Genomic DNA, 23,133 nt, shown 5'->3' on the forward strand with positions numbered 1-23,133 from the left:
ACGCCGCTAAGGGACTTAGCGCGAGAACAACTGCAGCGGTGCGCGCCACAGGCTGGGTTTGGCGGCGGCCTGCGGCGCGGCGGCATCCGGCGTACCCGCGGCCACGGCCTGCAGCTGCGCCAGCGCGCCATCGGCGGCGGCCTGGACGGCATCCAGGCTAGCGGCGGCGCGCACCGCCTCCTTGCCCTTCAACCGGATGGCGCGGATGGCTGCCAGCGCCTGATCCGCCGCCATGGCCTTGGCCAGGATGCCGTCGGCCGCGTCCTTGCCGCTCAGGCCCTTGGCGTCCGCCCAGGCCCGCACACCGGCCGGCGCGTCGCCCTTGTAGCCGGCATCCTTATACGCCTGGGCCTCGGCGGCGGCGCGTTGGTATTCCAACGCGCGCAGCTCGCTGCCGGCGTAAGGCTGGCTGGCGGCGTCCGCGGAAGCATCCAGACGGATGCAAATTTCGATCTTCATCTGGGTCAACATTGCGATCTGTTTCTCAACAGAAAACTGCCAAGCAGCCCCATCCCAAATATGATCCGGACTGGGTTGCGCCGGACGCAGCTCGCCATCATATGCCAGCAAGTCTTGTATGATTCTCATCGTACGACCTCCCAAGTAATCAAAGCATTGACACAATTGGCAAAGCTGATAGCCAATCCAGAGTCATAGTCGGCTTGCAGTAGGTTCTTAGTCGCCTCCGCCATCAAGTGTTCATCGCCATTGGCGCCAGTCAAATCACCGATCTGATGTTCCAACTGCAGCACTTGCCACATGGATTTACCAGCCATGTGCTCAAATATTCCAGTACTCGTCGAAACAGTCGCATCGCCCACAACATTACTTGAAGTCAGGACTCCGCTTGTATTGGCGGTCCAATTCAAAGAACTGCCAGTTATATAGCTACTACCATTTTGACCACTGGGAGCAGCATACCAATATGCATATCCAGTCCACCCTGCGGAACCATGCATCACGGAAGATATGGCTGATGAATGAGGGGTCACGATGCCAGTGGAGATACGTCCGGTACGCATGAAGGGATCGAACGGCAAATACACCGTCCCGCTCCCGTTCATCGTCGCAGCCCAGCTATTGTCGCCACGGTTGATCACCCTCTGCACTGTCGGCAAGGCGCCTGGCGCGCCGGTCAACACACGGGCAAGACAGATGTCCAGGGCTGTGGAGTAAAATCCGCCGCCGCTGCCGCCATTGGGACTGCCTTTCAAGCCATCCGGCTTCGCATCATTCAACTGCCCACGCTGAACATAGATCGTCAAACCGCCAGCCCCGGCTTGCGCGCGTAGGTAATATTCGGCATTGGCTTGCAGTGCTGGACTAGTCCACACAGAAGAGACAAACGAGCGAACACGGCCGTTTTGCCCTGCAACCACCTCCTGCGCCAAGGCCAGCGTCACGCCAGCCGGTATGGAAATGGCGCCTCCCTGCCCTGCAACGACTGAGGCCGTCACGGTCAGTCGGTTATCCGGCGTCCCGATTACCGGCAAGGGCAAGGCCGCCAATGGCAAAGCCAGGTCCGCGCTCAAACCGTACTCATCAGCGGACGATGGGTTATTGCCCCCCACCACCAGCCCCCGCGCATTGACGGTGACGCTGCGATACGTGCCAGCCGCCACGCCGGTATTGCCACCCAACATGGCGAAATTCAGCGGCGTAGAGCCCAGCGTGATCGGCGATGGCGCCGTCAACTGCCAAATCGCCCCGCCGTTGACCACGCCCTGCTCCACCGCCACAAACAGGCCCGGCGTCACTTCCATGCTGGCGTTGGCGTCCACGCTGCGGCCCCAGTTGCCGGCGGCGGCCACGTAAATGCCGTTGTCCGCGCCATTGGCCTGGTTCTTCACCAGCACGCGGTCGCCGGCTTGCAGCGCCACGCCGTCCACCGTCTGCAGACCTGCCAGCGCGATGGCGATGGTTGTGGCGGCGCGGACGGAGGGTTTGCCGTCCAGTTTGGCCAGTTCCTCGGCGATGCGCTGATCCACCGCGGCGCGGGTGGCCAGCACCACGCTGGGGTCCACCTGCAGCGTCACCGCGGCGGCGTTGCTCACCTCCATGATCAGCCGCACGTAGAGCTGCTTGTCGGCGCCGTCCGCCAGCACCGGCTTATAGCTTTCCGGGAATTTGCCGACAGCGATCAGCGCGCCGTCGGCGTCGAACACGCCCACTTCGCGGATGGTGAAGCCGCCGACATGGTCCGGGATCACCAGCTCGGCGATGATCCAGTTGGGGTTTTGCGGGTCGGTGGCCAGATTGTTCAAGGGCGCGCGCCACACCTCATGCTTCAGCGCGGCCTGCGCCTCGCTGGGGGTGTAGTAGCCGCCGTTGTCGCCGTCGCCCACCGCCATCTGGGTGAGTTTGAGCGGCGCGCCGCCGGTGGCCGCCGCCGCCAGCTTGTTCTTGCCGACGGCGGTCAGAATCGTGAAAAAGTCGTTGCTCATCATGCGTTCCGATTGAATGAAGGAAGATGGATGAAAACCAGACAGCGGTTTACCGCGGGGACTGGCGGGACCATGCCCGCCCATTGAGGGTGCCCGATCCGTCTCTTACCACCAGCCGTCACGCTGCCGCTCACGGAGGTCCCGCCACCGGACGCGGCCATGGCGCCCGAGACGACGCCCACGCCGACGACATCCTGCTTGATACGGAAGTCATCCATCGGCGGCGCGCGCTTAGCGCAGGGAGAGGATGTCGCTTAGCTTGGTCATGGCGTCATAGTGCCAAACCGCCGTGGGCGGAGGCTTGTAAACCGGGTTAGGGAAATAGGCGGGGCGGTTTGGCGAGGAAGGCCTCCCAGCCCCTCCCCAGCAAGGCGGAAGGGAGAGGCGATTGAAGAGAAACCTGGCACAACGAATGGGCAGGAAAACGCGAGAATCGCGCATGGCCGGACGCTTCGCGGCCAAGCGGCCCCTCTCCCTTGCCAGCTGCGCCCGGGAGGAGGCCGCCGATAAAACGCGCTACGCCTTGGCCGGCGCCTTGCCCAGCACCTCGCCCCCCCTGCCCTTGCCGATCAGGCCGGCGTCCTCCAAGGCCTGCACGCCCGCCTGCGTGGCCGGATCGTCCAGGCTGATGTCGCTGGCCAGGCTGAAACGCTCCCACCAGCTCCTCAACTGAGCGTTATCGGCGAACGACTTGAACATGGCCTGGATTTCGGCGTCGCTGAAGCGGGCCATGAATTGTTTGTGGGTCAGCCGCCGCGGCGCGGCGACCTGGACATCGACCGACCAGGCGAAGGCCTGGACGCTAGCCATGTCGGTCAAGGCATCCAGCGCCTGTTCGGCGGCGTTGGACGAGCGGCGTATCGCCTCGCGCTCGGCCAACGCCGCGTCCACCTCGGCCAGGGTGCCCCAGCCGGCGGTTTCGCGCTCGCGGGCGCGCTCCAATTTCCAAGCGGTCGCCTCGATCAGCCGAGCGGCCTCCTCCTTGATGCGGGCCTTGCGGCTGGCTTTGGCCTGCGCCAGCTGCGCGGCCCTGTCTTGCGTGACGGTTACGCCATCAGCGGACAGGTACAAACTACCCATATCGTCGGTCTCCACTTCTGGAGCGATGCGATCCGCATCCACCAACAAGCCCTGCCCGTTGTATCCATCGGACACGCCTTCCACGCAGCCGATGCAACGGCGCGTGACCTTGTCGAAAATAAATTGCTTCATCAGAATTTTCCTTATGCCGGCAGCGCGATATAGGCGATTTCACACGCCTGGTAGACACGGATTTGCAAAGTGGAAGCGCAGCGGCGCAGCGGCAGACGCGGCGCGGACGACAACCCGGTGTGGTTGTACGGGTTCGCTTTGCGTTCCGCGAAATTGATCTGGGCGCCGTCAAACAGCATCCATTCATTGGTGCTATTGCCTTCGCCCCAGCCCGCCCCGCCCGCCTTGGTGGTCAAGCGCACAAACAGCGTGATGCCGGAACGCAAGGTATTGACGCCGCTCCAAATCTGGGCGGAGTTGTAGCTGACCTTGGTCGTCAGCGGCGACGCATACAATGCGTCCATGGCGATGTCCGATGCGTTCAGGGCGTTAATCGCCGTAGCGGACGCCGCCAATACAGCCATCGCCGGCGAAGACGCCGCCAGCGCAGTCATCGCAGACGGGGATGCCACCAGCACAGTCATCGCCGCCGGAGAGGCCGCCATGGCGGTCAGAGCGGCCGGCGACGCGATCACCGCGGCGATGTCGGCGATGGCTTGCGCATCCAATCCGATAATGCCCGCCGCCAGCTTGCCGACCGCCATCGTGCTGCCGCCAATGATGCCCAAGGCTGTAGACGACCCGAGCAGCGCCGACCGCGCAGCCAGACTGGCTGCCAACGCGCTCATCGCGACGGTCGAAACCGAGGCGGCGCTCAACGCTGGCGTGGACGCCATCACCGCAGCCATCGCCACGGCGGATGCCGCCAATACATTCATCGCGATGGTCGACCCCAGCACGGCACTCAATGCCGGAGCGGAAGCCACGATTGCCGCCATCGCCACCGATGACGCGGCAAGCGCGGTCATCGCCACGCTGGAGGCCGCCGCCACAGCCATGGCGGTGGCGGACGCCGCCAGAATGGACATGCCGACGGGAGAGGCGCCCAATACGCCCATCGCCGTAGCGGAGGCGGCCAGCGCCGCAAGGGCCGTCGGAGAAGCCACCACGATAGACATCGCCGTCACCGAGGAGACGATGAGAAGCATCGCCGTTGCCGAGGCCGCCAGCGCGCCCATCGCCGGCGTCGAAGCCGCCAGCGCCGTCATGGCGATGGCGGAGGCGGAAACAATAGACATCGCCGTAGAAGACGCCGCCACGGCTGACATCGCAATCGCGCTGCCCGCCAAGACTTTCATCGCCGTGGCGCTGAGCGCCAGCTGGCCGATGGCCTGCGCATTGTCGGCGATCGCCGCCGTGGCCGGCCCGTTGGCGGCCAGCAAGGCCATGGCGGCGGCGCTGCCGGCGATGGCGGCCATGATGGGCGCGCTGGCGGCCAGCGCCCTGACCGTGCGGGTGGACTGCAATAAGGCGCTGAAGCGCGCGCTGTTGGCGGCGTCTTGCAAATGGTTGTCCAGATCCGCCGCCGTCATGTCCAGCAGATAATCGATATCCAGCGCGTCCAGATTGCCGACAAAGCTATACGCCTTGAGCAGCGCCGATTGCATCACCAGATCGCTGGCGCCGGCATTGCCGAAGTCGGCGGCCAGCATTTGGCTCTTGATCCGCGCCAAGAGCTGGCCGCGATAGTCTTGCAAGTCTTTTGACATGATTCCTCCAGGCTACAAGCCGGCGCAGGCCAGCGCCGTCAAGGTTTGCAATCGGTCGTCGTGCCCGGCCAGCCGGGCGTTGACGGCATTCTTATATTCCGTCAGCTGCGCGGCGGCCTGATCCAGATCGCCGCGTTCGCGTTTGATGGCGGCCACCAGTTCCTGCAAGGTGTCCAGATTCAGATCGTCGCTGGCCAGCAGCGCGTCCAGGCTGGCCAACTTCTGGTCCAGTGCGCTGAAGGCGTCGCGGATGCGCAGCACATCCTCGGCCAAGCTGTTGGCCGGATGCGGCAGCGGCAGGTTGAGATGGGGCGTCGTCAGGATTTCCGGCATGGCGGCTCCTTACAAGATGATGACGCGCAGCTTGCGCACGCGCGGCCGGGCGGCGCTGTTGCCGCTCAGCGTCAGCTTGACCCGCACCATGGCTTCGCTGATCGAGGCCAGTTCGTGCGTCATCTCCATCCAGCCGTCGCCAAACGGCTTGCTGCCCAAGTAGGCCACCGGCTGGAACGCGTCGCCGGGATCGATGCCGGAGGCGGAGACCGCCACGCTGGCGCCGGCCGGAATCAGCGCCTCGAACACCACGCGCACGCGGGCGTTGCTGCCGGCCGGAATGGCGCGGCTGACGTAGTCGGCGGTTTGCGCCAGCTGGCCGCTGACCAGTTGAGTGCCGGGAAACAACACCGGAGACGATTGCTCGGTGCCGAGCAGGCGCGCGGTGACGCCGATCTGTCCGCTCAGGGGCGCGGGCAAGCGCACCGGCTGGCTGTCCGCCACTTGCACCACGCCGCCATCCGGCAAGCCCAGGCTGTATTCGACGCGGGCGGAGGCAGAGGGGCTGTCGGACAGCGACAGCAGCATCAGGTCGGTGGCGTTTTGCACCGCGACCTTGCCCAAGTCCAGCGTCTTGACGGTGACAGCGTAGCTGGCGGCCAACAGGCGAAACGCCATGTCGCGGTCCTGGTGCGCCGTCCAGCTGCTGGCATTGCTGGACGACAGCAGCACGCCCACTTGGTAGGGCTGGCTGGTCACCCAGCGGCCGGCGCCGCTATCCCACTTGCCCAGCTCGGCGATGGCCAGCGCGGTGTCGGCATCGTCGCACAGCACCACCAGCGCGTATTCGACGCTGCCTTGCAGCCACACCGGCGCCGAAAACTGGATGCGGGTGGGGCCGGCCAGGGCGATGTCTCCCGGCAGCAGGCGCGCCTCCGCCAGCACCGCGCGGGAAGGCACGCCGCTGGAGGTTTCGCGGATCTGCACCGCCACCGGCGTGGCGCCCTTGGCGGTAAACCACAATTCGACGCCGCCCAGCTGGGTGTCGGCATTGAGCGTGAAAGTCTGCGCCAGCGGATCGACCTGCCAGCGGGTCTCGGTAATCCGGGTCACCAAGCGGCGCAAATCGGTTTGCAGCTCGCCCTGGCCGACAAAGACGGCTTCGCCGCGGCTGCCGCCGGCGCCGACGAACTCCACGCGCTTGGCGCCGGCCGGCACGCCGGCCGGGATGGTGAACATGCCGGCAAGCACGCCGGCGCTATTGGCATTGAGAGGCATGGTTTTTCCTTATTGGGCGGCGGGCGCGAGGCTGATGCCGTCGAACTTCAAGCTGGACAGGGCTTCGTTGGGGCCAAAGCCGGACACCGTGAAATTCACGTCGATCGCGCGCAGGGTTTCGATCGGCTTTCGGCTGGTGGAAAGCAGCATGTCGCTGGTGGATTGGCTGATGCTGGCGCGGTTGCCGTAGCCTATGGTCAGGCGCTCCGTCATCGGGCTGGCCCAGCTGGTTTGCGTCTCGGTCCAGCGGTCCACGGCCGGCGTCAGCGTGACCGGCGCCGGCAGCGGGTCGAAAGCCAGGTAGGGATTGACCTTCATGCTGCCGGTGCGCATGGGCTGCTCCAATACCGGCGACAGGCTGAAGTCCAGGCTGACGCGCGCCGCCACATCGCCGGGCATGGCCGATACGCTGGCGCCAATGGGCAGGGTCAACTCGCCGCCGACGATGGCCGCGCTCTGGGCGATGCCGGCGTCGCGCATGCTGTCCGACAGGAAAGGATCGACGAACAAGCCTTTCTTGGTGCCGGCCTCGCGCAATTGGGCATCGGCGGTCAGGCCCTGCTGGGCGATCAGCTCGGCCATATGGTCCAGCCGGCCTTGCAGCCCGGCCAAGTCCGACATCGGCACCACCCGCACGCCGTCATTGCCGACTTGGCGCTCCCCGCTCCAGTTCTGGACGACCGAGGCCAGCGGCAGCAGCGCGTCCGGCACCGTCGGCGGCTGCGGATTCCAGTCGGCCGCCACGCCCTTGATCCACACCAGCTTGCCGTCGGCGCCCATGGCCAGGCGGTCTATCCGCGGCAGCTTCTGGCTATAGCTGACCAAGACCAGGCTGCCCGGCACCGCGCCCGCCACGGTGAAGCCGGTCGCATCGGCCTGGGTCGGCTGCGCGGCGGCGATGAACTGGTAGCGCGCCGTATAGGTGCTGCCCGGCGCCGGCTCGCTGCCCGGCAGGCTCCAATCCAGCTTGCCGGCATTGAGTTTGTAATCGGTGCCCGCCGCGTAAACCGTCGCGCCCTGTTTGACTTCCAGCACCGAGATGACCGAGGTGTCCGGCAACGGATCCTGGGCGCCGGTATAGCCGCCATGCGTCAGCGTGACGGTCACCTCCTTGGTGATGCGCACCTGGCTGATGGCGGCCACCGGCGAGCGATCCAGATTGATGCGCTGGGCGTCGCCGCTGGCGCTGGTGTGCGGTTCGCTGTCGATTTGCCGCAGATCGGGCGCGGCGGCATACACCAGCCGGCGCGAGGTGTTCAGTTCCACGCCATAGCCGTTGACGCGGGCGCGGCCTTCGCTGACGGTGTAAACCTGCTCGCCGGTCGGTAAGTCGGCGGCGGCGGCGACCGCCAGGCCGGAAACGACATAGGAGCCGCCGGAGCTGTCGCGGTCATAACGCGCCAGCGCCTGGGTGACGCCATCCAGCTGCGGCGGCGGCTCCTTGGCGCGCAGCACGCCGTTTTCCACCTGGTACACCGGGAAGAACTCGCCCGGCTGCCCATCGCCGGCATAGCCCCACACCGCCTCCACCTTGAGACGGGCGGCGCCGGCCTCCTGGTAGTTGCGCGCGCCCACGGCCGGATCGCGCAGGCTGGGGTCTTCCAGCTCCGTCACCACGCTTTCTTGCAGATACAGGCCGACGGCGATGACGCCCGCCACCGGCAGGGTGAGCTTTTTCGGCGCCACGCCGCGCACGGCGCCCTTGAGATAGACGGCGCCGGCTTCGCAAACGGTGTCGCCGCTGTCGGCCTGCACCACGATGCGCGCGTCGCGCACCACATTGCCGTCGCGGAACATGGCGTCGGCCACGCCCTGGATGCGGGCGGCCAGGCCGGACTGGACTTCATTGAATTCGGCCGCCTGCACCGCGTAACCCACCCGGAACAGGTGCGCGTCGAAGTGCTTGGCCGGATCGAAACGGTTGTAGTAACCGTCGGGCATATTAGACATGGCTGCTGTCCTTACAGGGAAATGACATGTTCGAAAGTCTCGCGCGTGGCGGGCGAGCGATGAATGGGCGTGATGCGCTCCAGCGCCACCAGGGTGCCGGGCGCCACCATCTGGTCAGGCGTGAAATAACGCTGCCCGGCCGGCAAATCTGGCTTGGTGCGGGTGCCGGCGAAGACAGCGACCTCACGGATCACCGAGGCCGCGGCGTCGCCGAACTCGAAAGCGATGCGCAGCAGCAGGTGGCGGGTCGGATCGGCCGACACCCGGTAACGGCCGGTGGGCACCACAACTTCGCCGGCCGGGTCCTCGGTGACGAAACGCACTTCGGTGATGAGCCGGCGGCCCACTTCCGACAGCAGCGCGGTAGCGTCCACCGGCTCGGGAACCGGCTTGTCGTCCCAGGCGGCGTCGCCGACGCCCCAGGCGAAATGCAGCGTCTGGGAGGCCAGCGCGGCGGCCAGCGCCGTCCGGCCGCTATGGGTCAGAGTTGCCATTGCTTGTTTCTCCTCATGGGTTCAGGGTGTGATGGGTGAGACTGCTGTCGCCGCGCCAGCTGCGGTCGTCCCAGGCGCCCAGCCAGCGGTACATTCCGCCGCGCGGCCCAATGCCGGACGTATCGCCGCCGTGCAGGCGATAGTTAGCGCCGCTGCCGGTCGGCAGGGAGAACGGCAGGTCCGACCAACGCAGGCCGCCGCCCAGCCGAACCGGGCCGCGCCAATCGGCCAAGCCTGCGTGGCGGGCATGACGCACGCCGCCGGCGAGCGCCTGGCCAGGGCAGACCGTCGCGTAACCATGCGCGGCGACCTCCACCGCCTCGATGGGGAAGCGCTCGCGGCCGGGGTCGAAATCGGACAGGCGGGACGCCGGGTCCGACCAGAGGAAGCGCGTGGAAGAGGTTTCGGCATCCCCGCCGAAACGGGTGTTCGGCTCGCCCAGGCGCGCATCCGCCGACAACACCAGCGCGGCGCGGGCGATGCGGCGATGCGGCGTCATCGGCATCCAGCGTCCCCACTGCCGGGCATCCCAGCCGCCGCGCCAGGCCGGCGCGGGCGGATTGCCCGCCAGGATGACCGGGTCGCGCAAGCCTTGCGCATTGCCCAAACCAACTAGGCGGCTATGCATCACCGGGTGGTTGAGCACCGGCGCGTCGCCGAAACGGAAGATGCCGTAGCGCAGCACGTCGGGATAGAACGCGCGGGAGACATGCCGCCGCCCGCGCGCGGAAAGCACGCCGCCCTCCGCCCTGACCGCCGCCAGCGGCAGCAAACGTCCAAAACTCAGCTGCACGTCGTCGCGCCACACGCCGGAATCGTCGGATAAAAAAGCATCCGACCAACGCCCCGTCTGCGAGGCGCGCAGCAGGCGGCGGTCATAGCCGCTATGCAGCCGCGCCAGATGCGAACGCGCCGGCGCGGCGAAGCGGGCCAGCTCCAGCACTGTCGGCAGCGCCTCGCTTCCCACCGGCGCGGCCAGCGCCAACTGGAACTCCGCCCAGCGGCTGGCGGAATCGCTCGCATCCTCCACGCGGGCCGCGTAGCCGGCCCAGGACAGGGCGGTTTCCACCGACCAGGGCGAGCCCTTGGCCCGGTGCCAGGCTGTCGATTCCTTGATCGCCCGCCGTCTGGCGTCGTCGTCGGGCAGATAGGCCCACAGGGGGCCAAGCACGTTGAACTGCTCGGCCAGCAGCGGCAACAAACCGGCCGGCGCCTGATCGATCAGATACAGCAGCACGGGCGTCAGATCGATCCGGCCGCTGCGCGCGGCCAAGGCATCGAACACCGGCGCGCGCGCGTCGCGCGCCAAAGGCGGCACCAGGAGATCAGACATCGTTCACCACCCTGCCCAAGCTGACCTCCACCGCGACGCAGCGCGGCCACTCGGCCGCCGACAGCACCCGCGTATCGACAGGCTCCAGCACGCGCACGTCGTATAAGCCGTCGATATCGTGCAAGGCGGTCTTGATCTGCGACGGCACGATGTCGCCGCCCAGACGGCGCGCCAGCTTGTCAGCATGCGCCTGGCAGCGCTCCGCCACCGTCCGGCGCACCAGCTCGGGGATGCGGGTGCTCAGCACATCCACCTCCAAGCGGATGGCGTAGTCGATGATCTGCGCCGGGACCACCTCGATCCGGTCATTGATCATGCGCGCCTTGCCGTCCTCCAGCGCCGCCTGGACGCGTTGCAGGGTTTCGGCCTCCGGCGAACCGGCGCGGCCCAGCACCACCACCTGCACCGTGCCGTCCCGCCGCGGCGAGATCACCCGCACGTCGGCGACATCGACCGACGCGGACATCGCCGCCAGCCGATAGCGATTGACCGATCCCCACGAGTAGGCTTCCGGCGCCAGCCGGATGCGCTGCCGCAGGCGCTCGTCGTCCTCGGGTCCGGCGCCGCCCCGCGGGGCGCTCACCCCCGCCACCGCCACCGGCGCGCCGATGTCATCCAACAGCTGGTTCAAATCGCCGGCCTGCAGCAAATTGCCCGCCTCGCCCGGCGTCGTGGCCACGACATCGCAGACGAATTCCTGCGCCTTGTCGCTCAACCGGACCGCCAGTTGCGATGTGGTCTGGAATTGCACCTCGCCGTTGCCGGCGATGCGCGCGCCGGCCGGCAGCGTCAATTGCCTGGCGCCGCCGGCATCGGCATAGGCGGGAAACGTGAGCTTGACCTGGGCCATGGCCGGCTGGGCCGGCTGCCGCGACACCCCCACCAGCTCGCCCAGATAGTCCAGCATCGGCGCGCGGGCGAAGGCCACCAGGTTTTGCCTGCCGGCATCGTTGAAAGCGGCGCGCGCCAAGCTCTCGCGGTAGGCGAACAGATTGATCAGCAACTGCTCGACCTGGCCGGGATATAGCGGTTTGCCGGCCATTTGCTCATAGGTTTGCGCCATTTCGGCGACGATGGCCGTGGGTTCGTCGGCGACGAATTTAGGCAGATCGGCGTAGGCGAGGCCGAGCTGGCGGTTGGCCAGCATCTCAGCCAATAACTGCTCCATCTGTTTGGGATACTGCTCCTGGCCGCCCTGCTGCAGGTAGGCGTCGGCCAGGGCGCTGGCGACGACGGCGGGATCGGCCGGCGGCGCGAACGGCTCTGCGGGATTCAGGCTCATGTTCTGGTCCATGTCGGGGATTCGCGTCGGAAGGAGTGCGTGGGGCGGCTCAGCCAGCCGACCTATCGCAATATGACAAAATCATCTCAAATGCCGCAGGCCGCGGCTTTTAAACTGACTTAGGAAATATCGTGAAGCCGAGCGGGGCCGGGGCGGCTCGCAACGCCCGTTAAGACTGGGAGAGCGCGCCGCATAGCGCCTGTTCATGACGGCGGCCCGGCGGCGGCCGCGAAAAACGCCCCTGGCGGTGAATGTCACGGCCAGGGGCGTTCGGCAAAATCATGCGCAGGCGGAACGGGGAAACGCTTCGAACCGATCCGATGCGCCGCCGCCTGCGGATATCGGCACCCTGATGAAAACGCCGAATACCGCGTTACAGAGGCGTCACCGCGGCTTACAACGGCGGGCTGGTGGGCCCGTGCGCGCCCATGTGGTTATGGCCGATCAGGCTCTTGCCGCCGGCTGTCACATCGCCGCTGACCGTCACGCTGCCCGTCACCTTCGCGCCGCCGCCGCCGGACAACGCCATGCCGCCCTGGCCGGTGATGGCGCCTTGCACCGTCAGCGTGCCGCTGATCTCGGTGGCCGGCGCATTGATGCTGACTTTGCCGCCGGCCTGGATGGTGATGGTGTTGCCGCCCTTGATCAGCACGCTGTCGCCGGAATCGCCGGTCAGATTGTTTTTGGTCCTGAGGGTGATGTCGGCCTGCGTTTCCACCACCACGTGCTGCACGCCGCCGTTCACCGTCAGCTGGTGGGCCTGGCGGTCGTACTCCAGCACCGCGCCGTCCTTGAAGCGACGCTGCCATTTGTCCTGGCTGTTGACCTCACTGGTGTCCACATCGGAAAAAATGGCGCCCAACACCACGCCGTCCTCGCCGCGCGCGTCCAGCAGCACCGCCACCTGCTCGCCCTTGTCCAGCATCCAGTAGTCCTTGTCCTGCAGGCTCTTGCGGGTCAATACCGGCAGCCAGGCGGTTTCCAGCCCGCCCAGCTCGGGCAGGGTCACTCGTACCCGGTGGCGCTGGATGTCCATATCGGACACGCTGCCGAATTTCAGCGTCGCCAGCGCGTTGCTTAGGGAAACGTCGTTCATCACATGGCCTTTTCCGCGGGCGCGGCCCGCTTCAGATCGAGTTCGCACACATAGCCGCCCTGCCGCGACAGCCGGTGGCAGGCGCGCTCTATCAGGTAACGGCCGGACAATTTGCCTATGCCGGTCAGCTCCACATTGCGGCCGGCCGCCAGCTGCGGCGCGCCGTCCACGGTGATGGACAAGGACGTCCGCGCCAGCTGGCGCTTTTCCATTTCCGCCTTGGCCTGCTGCTCGGCCTGGCTCTGGCCGCCGCTCTTGCGCGTCAGCTTGACCACGTCGGCGCTGCTGGCCTTGCCCCCCGGCGCCTTGGCGTCGGCCCCCACCCGCGCCGTCAACAGCTTGCGGGTCTTGGGATCGTGGTAGCTCACCTCCACCGCGCTGGGCACCTGGGACAACTGGTCGCGGGCGCGCCAGCTGATCAAATCGCCAGGGCCAAAGCGCTTCACGCCCGCTTCGCCCAGGAGTTCGCCGCGTTTCCAGAACACCAGCTTGCGGTTGTTGTCCATCACCTTGCAGACGTAGCCGTAGTAACCAGCCACGCGCTGCAGGAAGGCCAGATCGGTTTCGTGGTACTGGGTGAGCCGGTCTATCAGCACCGATTCGATCTTGCCTTCCAGCTGCATGCCGTGATGGCCGGCGATCTGCTGCGCCAGCGCCTGCAGCGTTTTCTTCTCGTAGGCGCGGCCCTGCTTGGTGCGCAGCGGGTTCTGCACGCCGGTGGCCAGGCCGCGGATGCGCACCACGGAAGGCGGCGCGCTGTACTCCACCTCGTCCACGTCGAAGCCGCCCACATCCACCAGGGTCTGGCCGCGATAGCCCAGCTTGAAGCCCAGCGTCGCGCCCTTGTCCGGATACCAGCCGTTCAGCCAGCGGCCGTCGCTGTCTTCCAGCTCCACCTCCAGCTCGTCGGATTCGCCGGACAGGTAGTCGGTGTAGCTGATGTTCAGCGCGTACAGCGCGATGTCGGCGGTGATGGACTTGCCGTTGTAGCTGAGTTCGAAGGCCGGCGCCGGCACGTCCTGCCGCGCGGCGCTCATGGGCGCCTCCACGGCGGCAGTTGGTCGATCAGCGCGTCATCCTTGGCTTCCAGCAGCGGAATGGCCAGCTGCAAGCCGCCGGGCAGGGTCTCGCTGATGGGCGCTTGCGGGTTGGCGGCGATCAGCATCACCATCTGCCCCACGTCGCCGTAGTAATGCCAGGCGATCTGATCCCAGCGCTCGCCTTCCTTGCAGGTGTGTTTGAGAAACATGATTCACTCCAGAATGCGGCGCACCGCCGCGCGCGCGGCCAGTTTCGCCAGGGTCAGGTCTCGGTTCGCCCAGTCCTTGTCTATGTCCTGAATGATGGCGGCGCCCTCTTCCAGCTTGCCGGCCACATTGCCCAGCGTGCAGCCCTGCAGGGTCTGTGCCAGGCGGCCCAGCTTGTCCGCCGTGTCCTGCAGCGGCTGCACCAAGGGCTTTATGGTCTCAGCCAGATGGGCGTACGGCTGGATGAATTCCTTCAGACGGCCCACGCCGTCGGCCAGGCCCGGCGCCGCCACCTGCAGGTCGTCCAGCGTCTTGGGCAGGCGCGCCACGGCGGACAGCGGGTCGCGCCGCGCCAGGTCTTTCAGCTCGCGCACGTCGTTGACCACCACCCGCGCCTTCACCGCCAGGCTCTTGACCTTGGACACCGCCTCGGTCAGCCCGCTCAGGTTGGGCTTGAGGCCGGCGCCCGGCGCCAGCTGGGTCAGCTTGGCCTGGGCCAGCCCGCTGACGCTGCCCAGCAGGCCAGGCCGCGCGCCCAGGCCGGGCTGGCCGCCGAACTCGCGCAGCGACAGCTGTGCCTCCACCGCGATCAGATTGCCGTTGCTGTCGGTCTGGCGGCCGGTGCTGGTCAGATCGGTGATCACGAACATGCCCTTGTGATCGCCGTTGCCCAACACCAGCGCCAGCGCCTGGTGCTGCTGCCGCGCCGACTGCAAGCGCTGCAGCTCGGCATCCGGCTGGCAGTAGGCCGCGTGCAGCACCAGGTCGATGCGGATTTCGTCCAGCTTGTCGCCGACGAACTGCAGCACCGGCTTGCCGCCTATGCGGCCGTGCTCGGCGTAGTCGCTGCCGGCGCGCTGCTCCATGCCGTCCCAATAACTGATCAGATCGAATTCGATGTCACCGAGTACCGCGTACATCGCTTGCTCCTTGTGTCATGTGGCTCTCCTCAACCGTGCGTCGCGTAGCCGCGGCGCTGGCGGTCGGACTCGTAGCGTTTCATCAGCCGCTCGAACTCGGCGAACGAGGTCTGCATCGCCTGCTGCACCTGCTGCTTGGTCCCGCCTTGCGCGCCGCCGCCCACGGTGATCTGCGGCGAGAAGGCGATGTGGTAGGTGCCGCCCGCCGGTTTGGCGGGTGGCGCGCGCTTGGCCACCGCTTGCTGGATGCGCTGCAGCTGTTGCGCCTGCCTGGCTTGCTCGCTGGAGCGGGCCGCCGGCGGTTTCGCCGCGGGTTTGGCCGTAGGCGGCGAGCGCTTGGCCGCGGGTTTGGCTATCGGTTTAGGTGTCGCCTTGGGCGTTGGTTTGTGCACCGGCTTGGCGCTGGCCGTAGGCTTGGGCACGGCCACCGGCTTAGGCGGCGAGGCTCGCTGGCCCCACCAGGCTCCGGCTTTTTCGCCCAGCCACGCGCCGCCTTTCTGTCCCAGCCAACTGCCTACCTGCTGGCCCAGAACCGTGCCCACCGGACCCAGCAAGCTGCCTATCGCCGCGCCGGCCGCGCCGCCGGCCACCGAGCCTGCCGCGCCGCCCACGGCCTTGCCGTAAGCCGCCGATTTGGCTTGAGGACTGAGTTTGGACTGATGTATCTCGGCCAGGTCCATGCCCAGGCTGAGCACATCGCCCACCACGCCGGCCTTGCGCATTGCGCCCTTGATCAAGCCCTTGGCGCCGCCCAGGGCTTTGACGCCCCGCGCGCCGGACGTCAGCGCCTTGCTCTCGGACAACACCTTTTCGACCTTGCCCACCTGGCTGGCCGCGCGTCCTTCCTTCAAGGCCGCGCCAGGCCTGAGCGCAGACTGGACCGCCGCTTTCTTCGCGCCCGTTTTGCCGCGCGAGGACTTGCCAGCCTTGCCCTCATCGCCGGTCATTTCGTCCTTGAGGAAGCCCAGGCCTGCCGTCAGCAGCTTCTGCGCCGTGCTGCCCTTGGCATTGCGGAAACGCCGCATGGCGGTTCCGGCGCTGCCCAGGTAATGCGATGCCGTCTCGCCATACTGCTGCGCCTTGTTCAGCATCTCCTGCGCCCGGTCCGCATCCGGCAACCTATTGCCCAGCATGGGGTTCAGCTTGGCCCGCGCCGACTCGTACAACTGGCGTCCGGTATCCGTTCCCAAGAAGCGGGAAGCGCCGCCAGCCGCCTTCTGCGCCATGTCGCTGCCGCGTTTGAGCTTATTGACGCCATGCTCGACGCGGTCCAGCTTGCTTAAGGGCTTGCCCGCCTGCTTCTTGGCTTCCGCGACGGCCTTGCCTGGCTTGGCCTTGGCCGCCGGTTTGGCGGCTTTCTTCTTGGCCTCGGCGACGGCCTTGCCCGGCTTGGCCTTGGCTGCCGGTTTGGCGGCTTTCTTCTTGGGCTCCGAGACTGCCTTGCCTGGTTTGGCCTTGGCCGCCGGTTTGGCGTCTTTCTTCTTGGCCTCGGCGACGGCCTTGCCCGGCTTGGCCTTGGCCGCCGGTTTGGCGGCTTTCTTCTTGGCCTCCGAGACCGCCTTGCCCGGCTTGGCCTTGGCTGCCGGCTTGGCGGCTTTCTTCTTGGGCTCCGAGACTGCCTTGCCTGGTTTGGCCTTGGCCGCCGGTTTGGGGTCTTTCTTCTTGGCCTCAGCGACGGCCTTGCCCGGCTTGGCCTTGGCTGCCGGTTTGGCATCCTTCTTCTTGGCATGCGCTGACTCATCGCCGCCCATCAACGCGCCGGCCGCCGCCATGGCTTTCTGCAATACGCCGCCCGGCGTATCGGCGTAGCTGCGCAATGCCTTGCCCGCCATCCCGCCGGCCTTGGACACGGTCTTGCCTAGCGTCTCCAGCTGCTGCAATCCACCCAACATCTGGTCGACGCTGGGCAACACGCCGCCTAGCGCTTTGTTGAGCTTGCCGTGGACGAAGTCCAGCGCCTCGCGTCCTTCGCCCTTGGATAGCGCCGCGTGCAGCTTGCCGCTGGCGTCGGCGATCACCGCCCCGCCGCGCTTGGCGTAGTCGGCGCTGCCGATCAGGCTCTTGCCCGCGTCGCCCGGCTTCAGGTCCGTCCATTTGACGCCGTCCAGGCTGCGCAGCGCCGTGCCGGCCAGCTGGCCGCTCTTGGACACCACCTGGCCCACCGTCTCGGCGGTCTTGAGGCCGTCCAGGATCTTCTCGACGCTGGGCAGCTTGCCGTTCAGCGCGCTGTTGAGCTTGCCGTGGACGAAGTCCAGCGCTTCGCGTCCTTCGCCCTTGGATAGCGCCGCGTGCAGCTTGCCGCTGGCATCGGCGATCACCGCGCCGCCGCGCTTGGCGTAATCGGCGCTGCCGATCAGGCTCTTGCCCGCGTCGCCCGGCTTCAGGTCCGACCATTTGACGCCGTCCAGGCTGCGCAGCGCCGTGCCGGCCAGCTGGCCGCTCTTGGACACCACCTGGCCCACCGTCTCGGCGGTTTTGAGGCCGTCCAGGATCTTCTCGACGCTGGGCAGTTTGCCGTTCAGCACGCTGTTGAGCTTGCCGTGGACGAAGTCCAATGCCTCGCGCCCTTCGCCCTTGGATAGCGCCGCGTGCAGCTTGCCGCTGGCGTCGGCGATCACCGCCCCGCCGCGCTTGGCGTAATCGGCGCTGCCGATCAGACTCTTGCCCGCGTCGCCCGGCTTTAGGTCCGACCATTTCACGCCGTCCAGGCTGCGCAAGGCGGTGCCGGCCAGCTGGCCGCTCTTGGACACCACCTGGCCCACCGTCTCGGCGGTCTTGAGGCCGTCCAGGATCTTCTCGACACTGGGCAGCTTGCCGTTCAGCGCGCTGTTGAGCTTGCCGTGGACAAAGTCCAGCGCCTCGCGCCCTTCGCCCTTGGATAGCGCCGCGTGCAGCTTGCCGCTGGCGTCGGCGATCACCGCCCCGCCGCGCTTGGCGTAATCGGCGCTGCCGATCAGGCTCTTGCCCGCGTCGCCCGGCTTCAGGTCCGACCATTTCACGCCGTCCAGGCTGCGCAGCGCGGTGCCGGCCAGCTGGCCGCTCTTGGACACCACCTGGCCCACCGTCTCGGCAGTCTTGAGGCCGTCCAGGATCTTCTCGACGCTGGGCAGCTTGCCGTTCAGCGCGCGGTTGAGCTTGCCGTGGGCGAAGTCCAATACTTTGCGCCCCGTGCCTTGGGACAAAGCGGCATGGGCCTTTTGACTGGCATTGGCGAAGGCCGCGCCAGCCTTCTGCGTGGCATCGGCGGCGCGAATCAGATCCTGCCGCGTCGGCAACCTGAGCTTGCTCAGCTCGATGCGGGACCAACGCCCGCCGGCGGAGGATGGAGAAGAGGGGGATGGGGAGGAGGGAGTCGAGGCGGATGTTCGTTTGGCAGGCGGGTCGCCATCGCCGCCGTCCTTGCCGCCGCCGCTCTTGCCGTCTCCCGTCTGCACAACGCGCGGGCTGGTCTTGACTGCGCCATCGGGCGGCAGGTTGCGCTCGGCCTTGTCTTGATCGCGCCGCTGGCTCTCCAGCTTCTGCTCGATCTGACGGATGGCGGCATTCAGCCGGACCGAGGCGAATACCTCGATCCGGCTTTGTTGAACATGCAAGGTGGACCGTACGGCGCCTCCGGGCGCCACGCTCATGCCCTGCCCGCGCCGCAAACTGGCCTGCCACGCCTCGTGCTGGCGGGTCAGCCGCCCCAATGTGGATTCCAGCTGGCGGTGCTGTCGCTCCAGTCCGGACAGGTCCAGTCCGGCATAGGCAAGGCGGGTGCGCTCGACATTGCCGGCCAAATCCTTCTGCGCGTCGTTGAGGCGCAGGCTGCACTTGCGCAGCTCATCCAGCGCGGCGCGGGCGGAGCGGAAGGCGTTGTCGAAGACCCCGGACAGCGTCGCGCCCACCTTAAGACCGATGAAAAACTCGCTTACCATGGTGTGTGCCTGTGAAGGGGAAAAAGGGGGCGGCCGGCCCCGGCCCGGCGTGCGGGCGGCGGCCGACCAAAAATGAGGGGGGATCAGATGGCGTCCAGCAATTGCTGCTGGCGCTCGCTGCGGCGCTGGACTTCGCGTTCGGCTACTTCGCACCAGAACCAGTAGTCGTCCATGGCCAGCGCGTCGATTTCCGAAGGCGGCAGGCCCAGCACCGTCAGCAGCACTTCATCAAACGCTCTGAGCGTGCTCGTTTCCGCCCACCATGTCGCGAAAGCTGTCCGCCAGGGCGCGGCTGTCGGCGATGTCCAGCTGGTCGATGTCTTCCAGGGTCAGGCCGGTCATGCGGGCGAACAGGAAGTCTTCCTGGTCGGCGTCGTCCTGGCTGTGCTGGCTGGCGGCCTTCAGGTCGGCGCGCTTCAGGCGGCGGATGTCCAGCACTTCGATGCGTTGGCCGGCGGCGTTGGTGAACGGATATTGCAGTTTGATTTGCATGATGGCTCCTTGAAGCGCGTTGGGAATGCCGTCATTTTCCGGCTTCCATGATTCGGGGTATGCGAAAGCGTTTTAGGAAGTTTCTTTAAAAGCCTCCCGCGGAGCATGGCCGCGGGAGGCCGTCGCTGCGCTTAGCCGCCGATGTTCTGGCGGTACACTTCCAGCATGTCGTTGCCGGCCACGCGGTAGATGTTGGCCATGTAATCCAGCTCCAGGATGTCCTCGCCGCCGATCACCTGCTTGACGTAGGTGGCGGTGAAGGCGGAGCTGAAGTCGGCGTTTTCATGCTGCTTGAAGGTGCCCATCGGGTTCTTCTTGAACATCACCGTCAGGTAGGTCACCAGGCTGACCTGCTCCAGGCGGCCTTGCGAGCCGTAGGTTTCGATATTGGAGCGGGCCTGCAGCTGCACGGACTGGAAGGGATTGGCCACGGTCTTGGCCACGTCCTTGTACAGCGAGTTCCACTTGATCTCGCCTTCCAGCTTGTCGAAGCCGGCCGGCAGCTCGATTGTGCCGACCATGCCCAGGGCCTTGTGCTCCTTCATGATGGCCGCCACGTCCGGCAGCTTGATCTCCTCGGCGCGGCCCAGCAGGGAGTTGCCGTTGATGTAGATGTTGGCGTTGGTGATGCGGTTGATTTCAATCTTGCCGGCCATGATTAATTGCCTCCTTTCAGGGTGAGCAGGTATTCCGAGGTGATCTCGGTTTCAAAGGTCAGGCGTTCCAGCGGCGGCGCCACGGTGTACTTGTAGCTGATCAGCAGGTGGCCGGAAGACAGCTCGGCGTCGGAGTTGCGCGCCGGATCGAACCAGGCCTTGAAGCCCAGCAGCGCGCCGTCGCCGATCAGCTTGCGGCCGTAACCGTTCACCGACTCCACCAAGGAATCGATGGTGGCCTGGTTCAGCGGCATATCAATGTATTGCTGGCTGAAGTAGCGGATGGACTCGTTGATCACGTCGCCGGTGCGGCGCACGTTTTCAAAGTTGCGCATGCTGGACACGGTGGGCCAGGCGGCGGTGCGGTTGCCCCACAGGCGGAAGCCGGTGCCGACGCTGTTGAACACGGTGGTGATGCCGGCCGCGTTCAGCTGGTTCACTTCGCTGTTCGGGTCGTCGATCATCGCCGACAGCTGACGCTCGACGCCGACCACGCCGGCCAGTTCCTGATTGGAGCTGGACCACCAGAAGCCCTTGTCGTTGTCCACCTTGGCGCGCAGGCCGGCGGCGCGGGCCGACAGCGCGTCCAGGCGCAGGCCGCCGTTGCCGTCGGCCACCATCACGTACGGGTAGCACAGGCGCACGCGGTCGCTGGAGGTGTTGAAGTTGATGGTGCCGTTGGGGCCGCGGCCGGCCAGCGCGTCGGCAAAGGCGGTGCCGATGGGCGCGTCGACGTAGGCGATGGCGTCCAGGCGGTCGGCCGCGGCGGCCAGCTCCGCCGCTACGGTGTTCTGGGTGCAGAAGCCCGGGGCGATCAGGATCTTGGCGAAGAAGCCGAACTGGTTATAGGTATCCTGCAACGCCTTGATGCCGATGCGCTTGCCGGCGGCGTTGACGCCGCCGATGATGTCGGCCGCGGTCACCTTGGTCGGGTCGGCGTAGTCATAGCTCACTTTCAGGCTGGCACCTGCGGCGATGGCGCCGGTCTTCAGGCGGGTCAGCTTGCCGTAGGCCGCGTCCAGCTGGTAGTCGGTGCCGGCCACGTAGGTAATGCTGCCGTCGGCGCTCTTCACCACCACATTGGCCACCACCTGCTTCTGCAGCGCGGCCGCGCCGCTGACCGCATCCAGCGTCACCGTCTCGGCGGCGATGCTGGACTTGTGCACGGCCGGGTCCAGCACGTTGATGACGATCACGGAACCGGCGCCGTGGTCATAGATGGCGCTCAGCGCCTGCGGGATGGTGAAGCCCGGCAGCTGCGGGCCGAAGGCCGCGGCGTCTTTTTCGGACAGGCTCAGCACCGGCGCATTGATGCCGCCGACCGGGGCTTGCGGCGCGGTGCCGATCAGGCCGATCACGGCCGATTTGACCGTGCGCACCGGGCGCGGGCCGCGCTCCACTTCGATGGTTTCAACGCCATGCAGATAATTTGCCGCCATGCTTACGCTCCTTGTTCAGCGGTGTGGGAAGGGATTGCGGTTTCGGCTGCGGAAACCGGCTGCGCGCTCAGGTAGCCCAGCGCCACCAGCGTGCGGGTGTAGTTGTGGTTCTCCGGCATTTCCACCTCATGGCCGGGAAACAGCATGATTTCCTGGCCGTCGGCCAGAGTGACGCCGCTGATCGGGCCGGAATACAGATACTTCATGGTTGCTCCTCGAGTGAGACTGCGGTTAGCACAGGCAAGGCATCCGGGGCGGCATCCGCCACCTGCAGGGTGTCGGTGGCCAAAGCGATGGCGTAGCGCGCCACGCCGTCGCGGTAGCCCAGGAAGGTTTCGGTCAGCAGCCACGCCGGCTGGCAATCCGGCGGCGCAAAGCCGAGGCAGCTGCGCCGGATCGCGTCCAGCACATCGCCATCCGCCTCTCCGGCGCGGCTTTGGCCGAGCAGAACCGTGATCGTCAGTTGCAGCGTGCGCAGTTGGCCGTAGCCGTCGCGCAGCGGGCCGAATTGGCTGCCGCGCAGGCACAGCAGCGCCGCGCCTTGCGGGTGCGTCAGCGGATAGTCATCCTCGGCGCCGGCGAAGTACTCGACGGTCAGCTGCGGCACGCCGGCACGCAAACGCGCCAGCAGCGCATCGACAATTTGGGAGGTGCTTGCCACAAGGGACTCCAGGACAGGGGGAAGAGAGATGCGCCAACGCGCTCGGATCGCCGGCCAGCGAGACTGCTTGCCGAACGAGGCGAAGAATGCCGGATGAGGGAGGGAGGGAGCTTGTAGCCGCCTTTAGGAAGTGCGTCACTGACATGGCGCTGACATGATGCTGACACCGGTCAAAAGGCGGGCGAGCGGGAGAAATGGAAAAATGGCCGCATTGGATGACATCGCCCGCGGGAGCGCACATGCAAGCACAATTACGCAGCAAGGGACCGGAACTGCTGGCCGACCTGACCGACCACATCACGCTGGCCTTGCGCCAGCTGGCCAATACCGAAAGCCGCCAGGCGGAGAAGATCGCCCAGGAAATCACCCGCCGCATGGCGCAGCACTGGGGCGGCCAAAACATCTACTTCCCGTTGGGCAAGAGCAGCAAGTCCGCCGAGCGCGATCGGCAAATTCTGCAAGACTTCAACGGCGGCAACCATGCCGAACTGGCGTTGAAGCACGGCATCTCGGTGCAATGGGTGTACAAAATACTGAAGAACGCCCGCAAGGCCGCTTGAAACGGCCCCAGAAACAGCAAAGCCCCGGCAGGGCATCCTGTCGGGGCGGGTTGGGGTCGGCGCGCGCCGGCGCCAATGCACAAAGCCCAGCTCGGTTGAGCTGGGCTTCGGTATGGGGCGTCTGGCGGTGTCCTACTTTCACATGGCGAATGCCACACTATCATCGGCGCTAAGATGTTTCACGGTCCTGTTCGGGATGGGAAGGCGTGGGACCATCTCGCTAAGGCCACCAGACATAAACTTGTACAAACTCAAGAAGCCTGAACCAGAGAGGTTCTCTGATTCTGAAT

The 23,133-nt window shown here is 66.5% G+C and carries 22 protein-coding genes and 1 rRNA gene; 1 reads left to right on the top strand and 22 read right to left on the bottom strand.

The window, feature by feature from the left end:
- Positions 1-15: 15 nt before the first annotated feature.
- From FYK34_RS16530 to FYK34_RS16625, 21 genes are all read right to left on the bottom strand, one after another.
- Positions 16-471 carry a hypothetical protein gene (locus FYK34_RS16530; protein WP_149298308.1) on the bottom strand — a complete coding sequence of 152 codons (456 nt, stop codon included), beginning with the start codon at positions 469-471 and terminating at the stop codon, positions 16-18.
- Between the two features lie 113 nt (positions 472-584).
- Positions 585-2,444, bottom strand: a complete 1,860-nt coding sequence (locus tag FYK34_RS16535; RefSeq protein ID WP_149298310.1) for a phage tail protein — start codon at positions 2,442-2,444, stop codon at positions 585-587.
- Between the two features lie 516 nt (positions 2,445-2,960).
- A complete protein-coding gene (locus tag FYK34_RS16540) occupies positions 2,961-3,656 on the bottom strand; it encodes a hypothetical protein (protein WP_149298312.1) in 696 nt (231 codons plus the stop codon).
- 11 nt (positions 3,657-3,667) lie between these two features.
- Positions 3,668-5,245 carry a hypothetical protein gene (locus FYK34_RS16545; RefSeq protein WP_149298314.1) on the bottom strand — a complete coding sequence of 526 codons (1,578 nt, stop codon included), beginning with the start codon at positions 5,243-5,245 and terminating at the stop codon, positions 3,668-3,670.
- 12 nt (positions 5,246-5,257) lie between these two features.
- Complete coding sequence (locus FYK34_RS16550; protein ID WP_149298316.1) at positions 5,258-5,578, bottom strand: hypothetical protein; 321 nt, start codon at positions 5,576-5,578, stop codon at positions 5,258-5,260.
- 9 nt (positions 5,579-5,587) lie between these two features.
- Positions 5,588-6,796 carry a hypothetical protein gene (locus FYK34_RS16555; protein ID WP_149298318.1) on the bottom strand — a complete coding sequence of 403 codons (1,209 nt, stop codon included), beginning with the start codon at positions 6,794-6,796 and terminating at the stop codon, positions 5,588-5,590.
- Positions 6,797-6,805: 9 nt separating this feature from the next.
- Positions 6,806-8,746, bottom strand: coding sequence for a DUF4815 domain-containing protein (locus FYK34_RS16560; protein ID WP_149298320.1), 1,941 nt, complete (start codon positions 8,744-8,746; stop codon positions 6,806-6,808).
- Between the two features lie 11 nt (positions 8,747-8,757).
- On the bottom strand, positions 8,758-9,240 hold the full coding sequence (locus FYK34_RS16565; RefSeq protein ID WP_149298322.1) for a hypothetical protein: 483 nt from the start codon (positions 9,238-9,240) through the stop codon (positions 8,758-8,760).
- Positions 9,241-9,253: 13 nt separating this feature from the next.
- Positions 9,254-10,573 (bottom strand): phage tail protein, encoded by a 1,320-nt coding sequence (locus tag FYK34_RS16570; protein ID WP_149298324.1) that lies wholly within the window; start codon positions 10,571-10,573, stop codon positions 9,254-9,256.
- Positions 10,566-11,855 (bottom strand): baseplate assembly protein, encoded by a 1,290-nt coding sequence (locus FYK34_RS16575; RefSeq protein WP_168209777.1) that lies wholly within the window; start codon positions 11,853-11,855, stop codon positions 10,566-10,568. Before FYK34_RS16575 ends, FYK34_RS16570 begins: the two co-directional genes overlap by 8 nt.
- A 394-nt stretch (positions 11,856-12,249) precedes the next feature.
- The gene (locus FYK34_RS16580) at positions 12,250-12,951 is read right to left on the bottom strand and encodes a phage baseplate assembly protein V (protein WP_149298328.1); all 702 of its coding nucleotides are present in this window, start codon (positions 12,949-12,951) and stop codon (positions 12,250-12,252) included.
- Positions 12,951-13,988: a phage late control D family protein gene (locus FYK34_RS16585; protein WP_231137297.1), complete on the bottom strand. Its 1,038-nt coding sequence runs from the start codon at positions 13,986-13,988 to the stop codon at positions 12,951-12,953. The genes FYK34_RS16580 and FYK34_RS16585 overlap by 1 nt, the downstream gene beginning before the upstream one ends.
- Positions 13,985-14,200, bottom strand: coding sequence for a tail protein X (locus FYK34_RS16590; RefSeq protein WP_103904417.1), 216 nt, complete (start codon positions 14,198-14,200; stop codon positions 13,985-13,987). Before FYK34_RS16590 ends, FYK34_RS16585 begins: the two co-directional genes overlap by 4 nt.
- Positions 14,201-14,203: 3 nt before the next feature.
- Positions 14,204-15,118, bottom strand: coding sequence for a phage tail protein (locus FYK34_RS20740; RefSeq protein ID WP_196782518.1), 915 nt, complete (start codon positions 15,116-15,118; stop codon positions 14,204-14,206).
- A 29-nt stretch (positions 15,119-15,147) separates the two neighbouring features.
- Positions 15,148-19,035 (bottom strand): hypothetical protein, encoded by a 3,888-nt coding sequence (locus FYK34_RS16600; RefSeq protein WP_149298332.1) that lies wholly within the window; start codon positions 19,033-19,035, stop codon positions 15,148-15,150.
- 83 nt (positions 19,036-19,118) lie between these two features.
- Complete coding sequence (locus FYK34_RS20555; RefSeq protein ID WP_168209604.1) at positions 19,119-19,259, bottom strand: hypothetical protein; 141 nt, start codon at positions 19,257-19,259, stop codon at positions 19,119-19,121.
- Positions 19,260-19,263: 4 nt separating this feature from the next.
- The gene (locus tag FYK34_RS16605; protein ID WP_149298334.1) at positions 19,264-19,527 is read right to left on the bottom strand and encodes a phage tail assembly protein; all 264 of its coding nucleotides are present in this window, start codon (positions 19,525-19,527) and stop codon (positions 19,264-19,266) included.
- Positions 19,528-19,658: 131 nt separating this feature from the next.
- Complete coding sequence (locus FYK34_RS16610; RefSeq protein ID WP_149298336.1) at positions 19,659-20,183, bottom strand: phage major tail tube protein; 525 nt, start codon at positions 20,181-20,183, stop codon at positions 19,659-19,661.
- A 2-nt stretch (positions 20,184-20,185) separates the two neighbouring features.
- Complete coding sequence (locus FYK34_RS16615; RefSeq protein WP_149298338.1) at positions 20,186-21,622, bottom strand: phage tail sheath subtilisin-like domain-containing protein; 1,437 nt, start codon at positions 21,620-21,622, stop codon at positions 20,186-20,188.
- Positions 21,623-21,624: 2 nt separating this feature from the next.
- Positions 21,625-21,828, bottom strand: coding sequence for a hypothetical protein (locus FYK34_RS16620; protein WP_149298340.1), 204 nt, complete (start codon positions 21,826-21,828; stop codon positions 21,625-21,627).
- Positions 21,825-22,283, bottom strand: a complete 459-nt coding sequence (locus tag FYK34_RS16625) for a Gp37 family protein (protein ID WP_168209778.1) — start codon at positions 22,281-22,283, stop codon at positions 21,825-21,827. The genes FYK34_RS16620 and FYK34_RS16625 overlap by 4 nt, the downstream gene beginning before the upstream one ends.
- Positions 22,284-22,522: 239 nt before the next feature.
- Here FYK34_RS16625 and FYK34_RS16630 point away from each other — a divergent pair, with 239 nt between their 5' ends.
- Positions 22,523-22,843, top strand: coding sequence for a Mor transcription activator family protein (locus FYK34_RS16630; protein WP_149298344.1), 321 nt, complete (start codon positions 22,523-22,525; stop codon positions 22,841-22,843).
- A gap of 119 nt (positions 22,844-22,962) precedes the next feature.
- Here FYK34_RS16630 and rrf read toward each other — a convergent pair.
- Positions 22,963-23,077 (bottom strand): 5S ribosomal RNA (gene rrf / locus FYK34_RS16635).
- Positions 23,078-23,133: the final 56 nt, after the last annotated feature.

Origin of the sequence: Chromobacterium paludis (assembly GCF_008275125.1) — a bacterium.
In the GTDB taxonomy this organism is placed as follows: domain Bacteria; phylum Pseudomonadota; class Gammaproteobacteria; order Burkholderiales; family Chromobacteriaceae; genus Chromobacterium; species Chromobacterium paludis.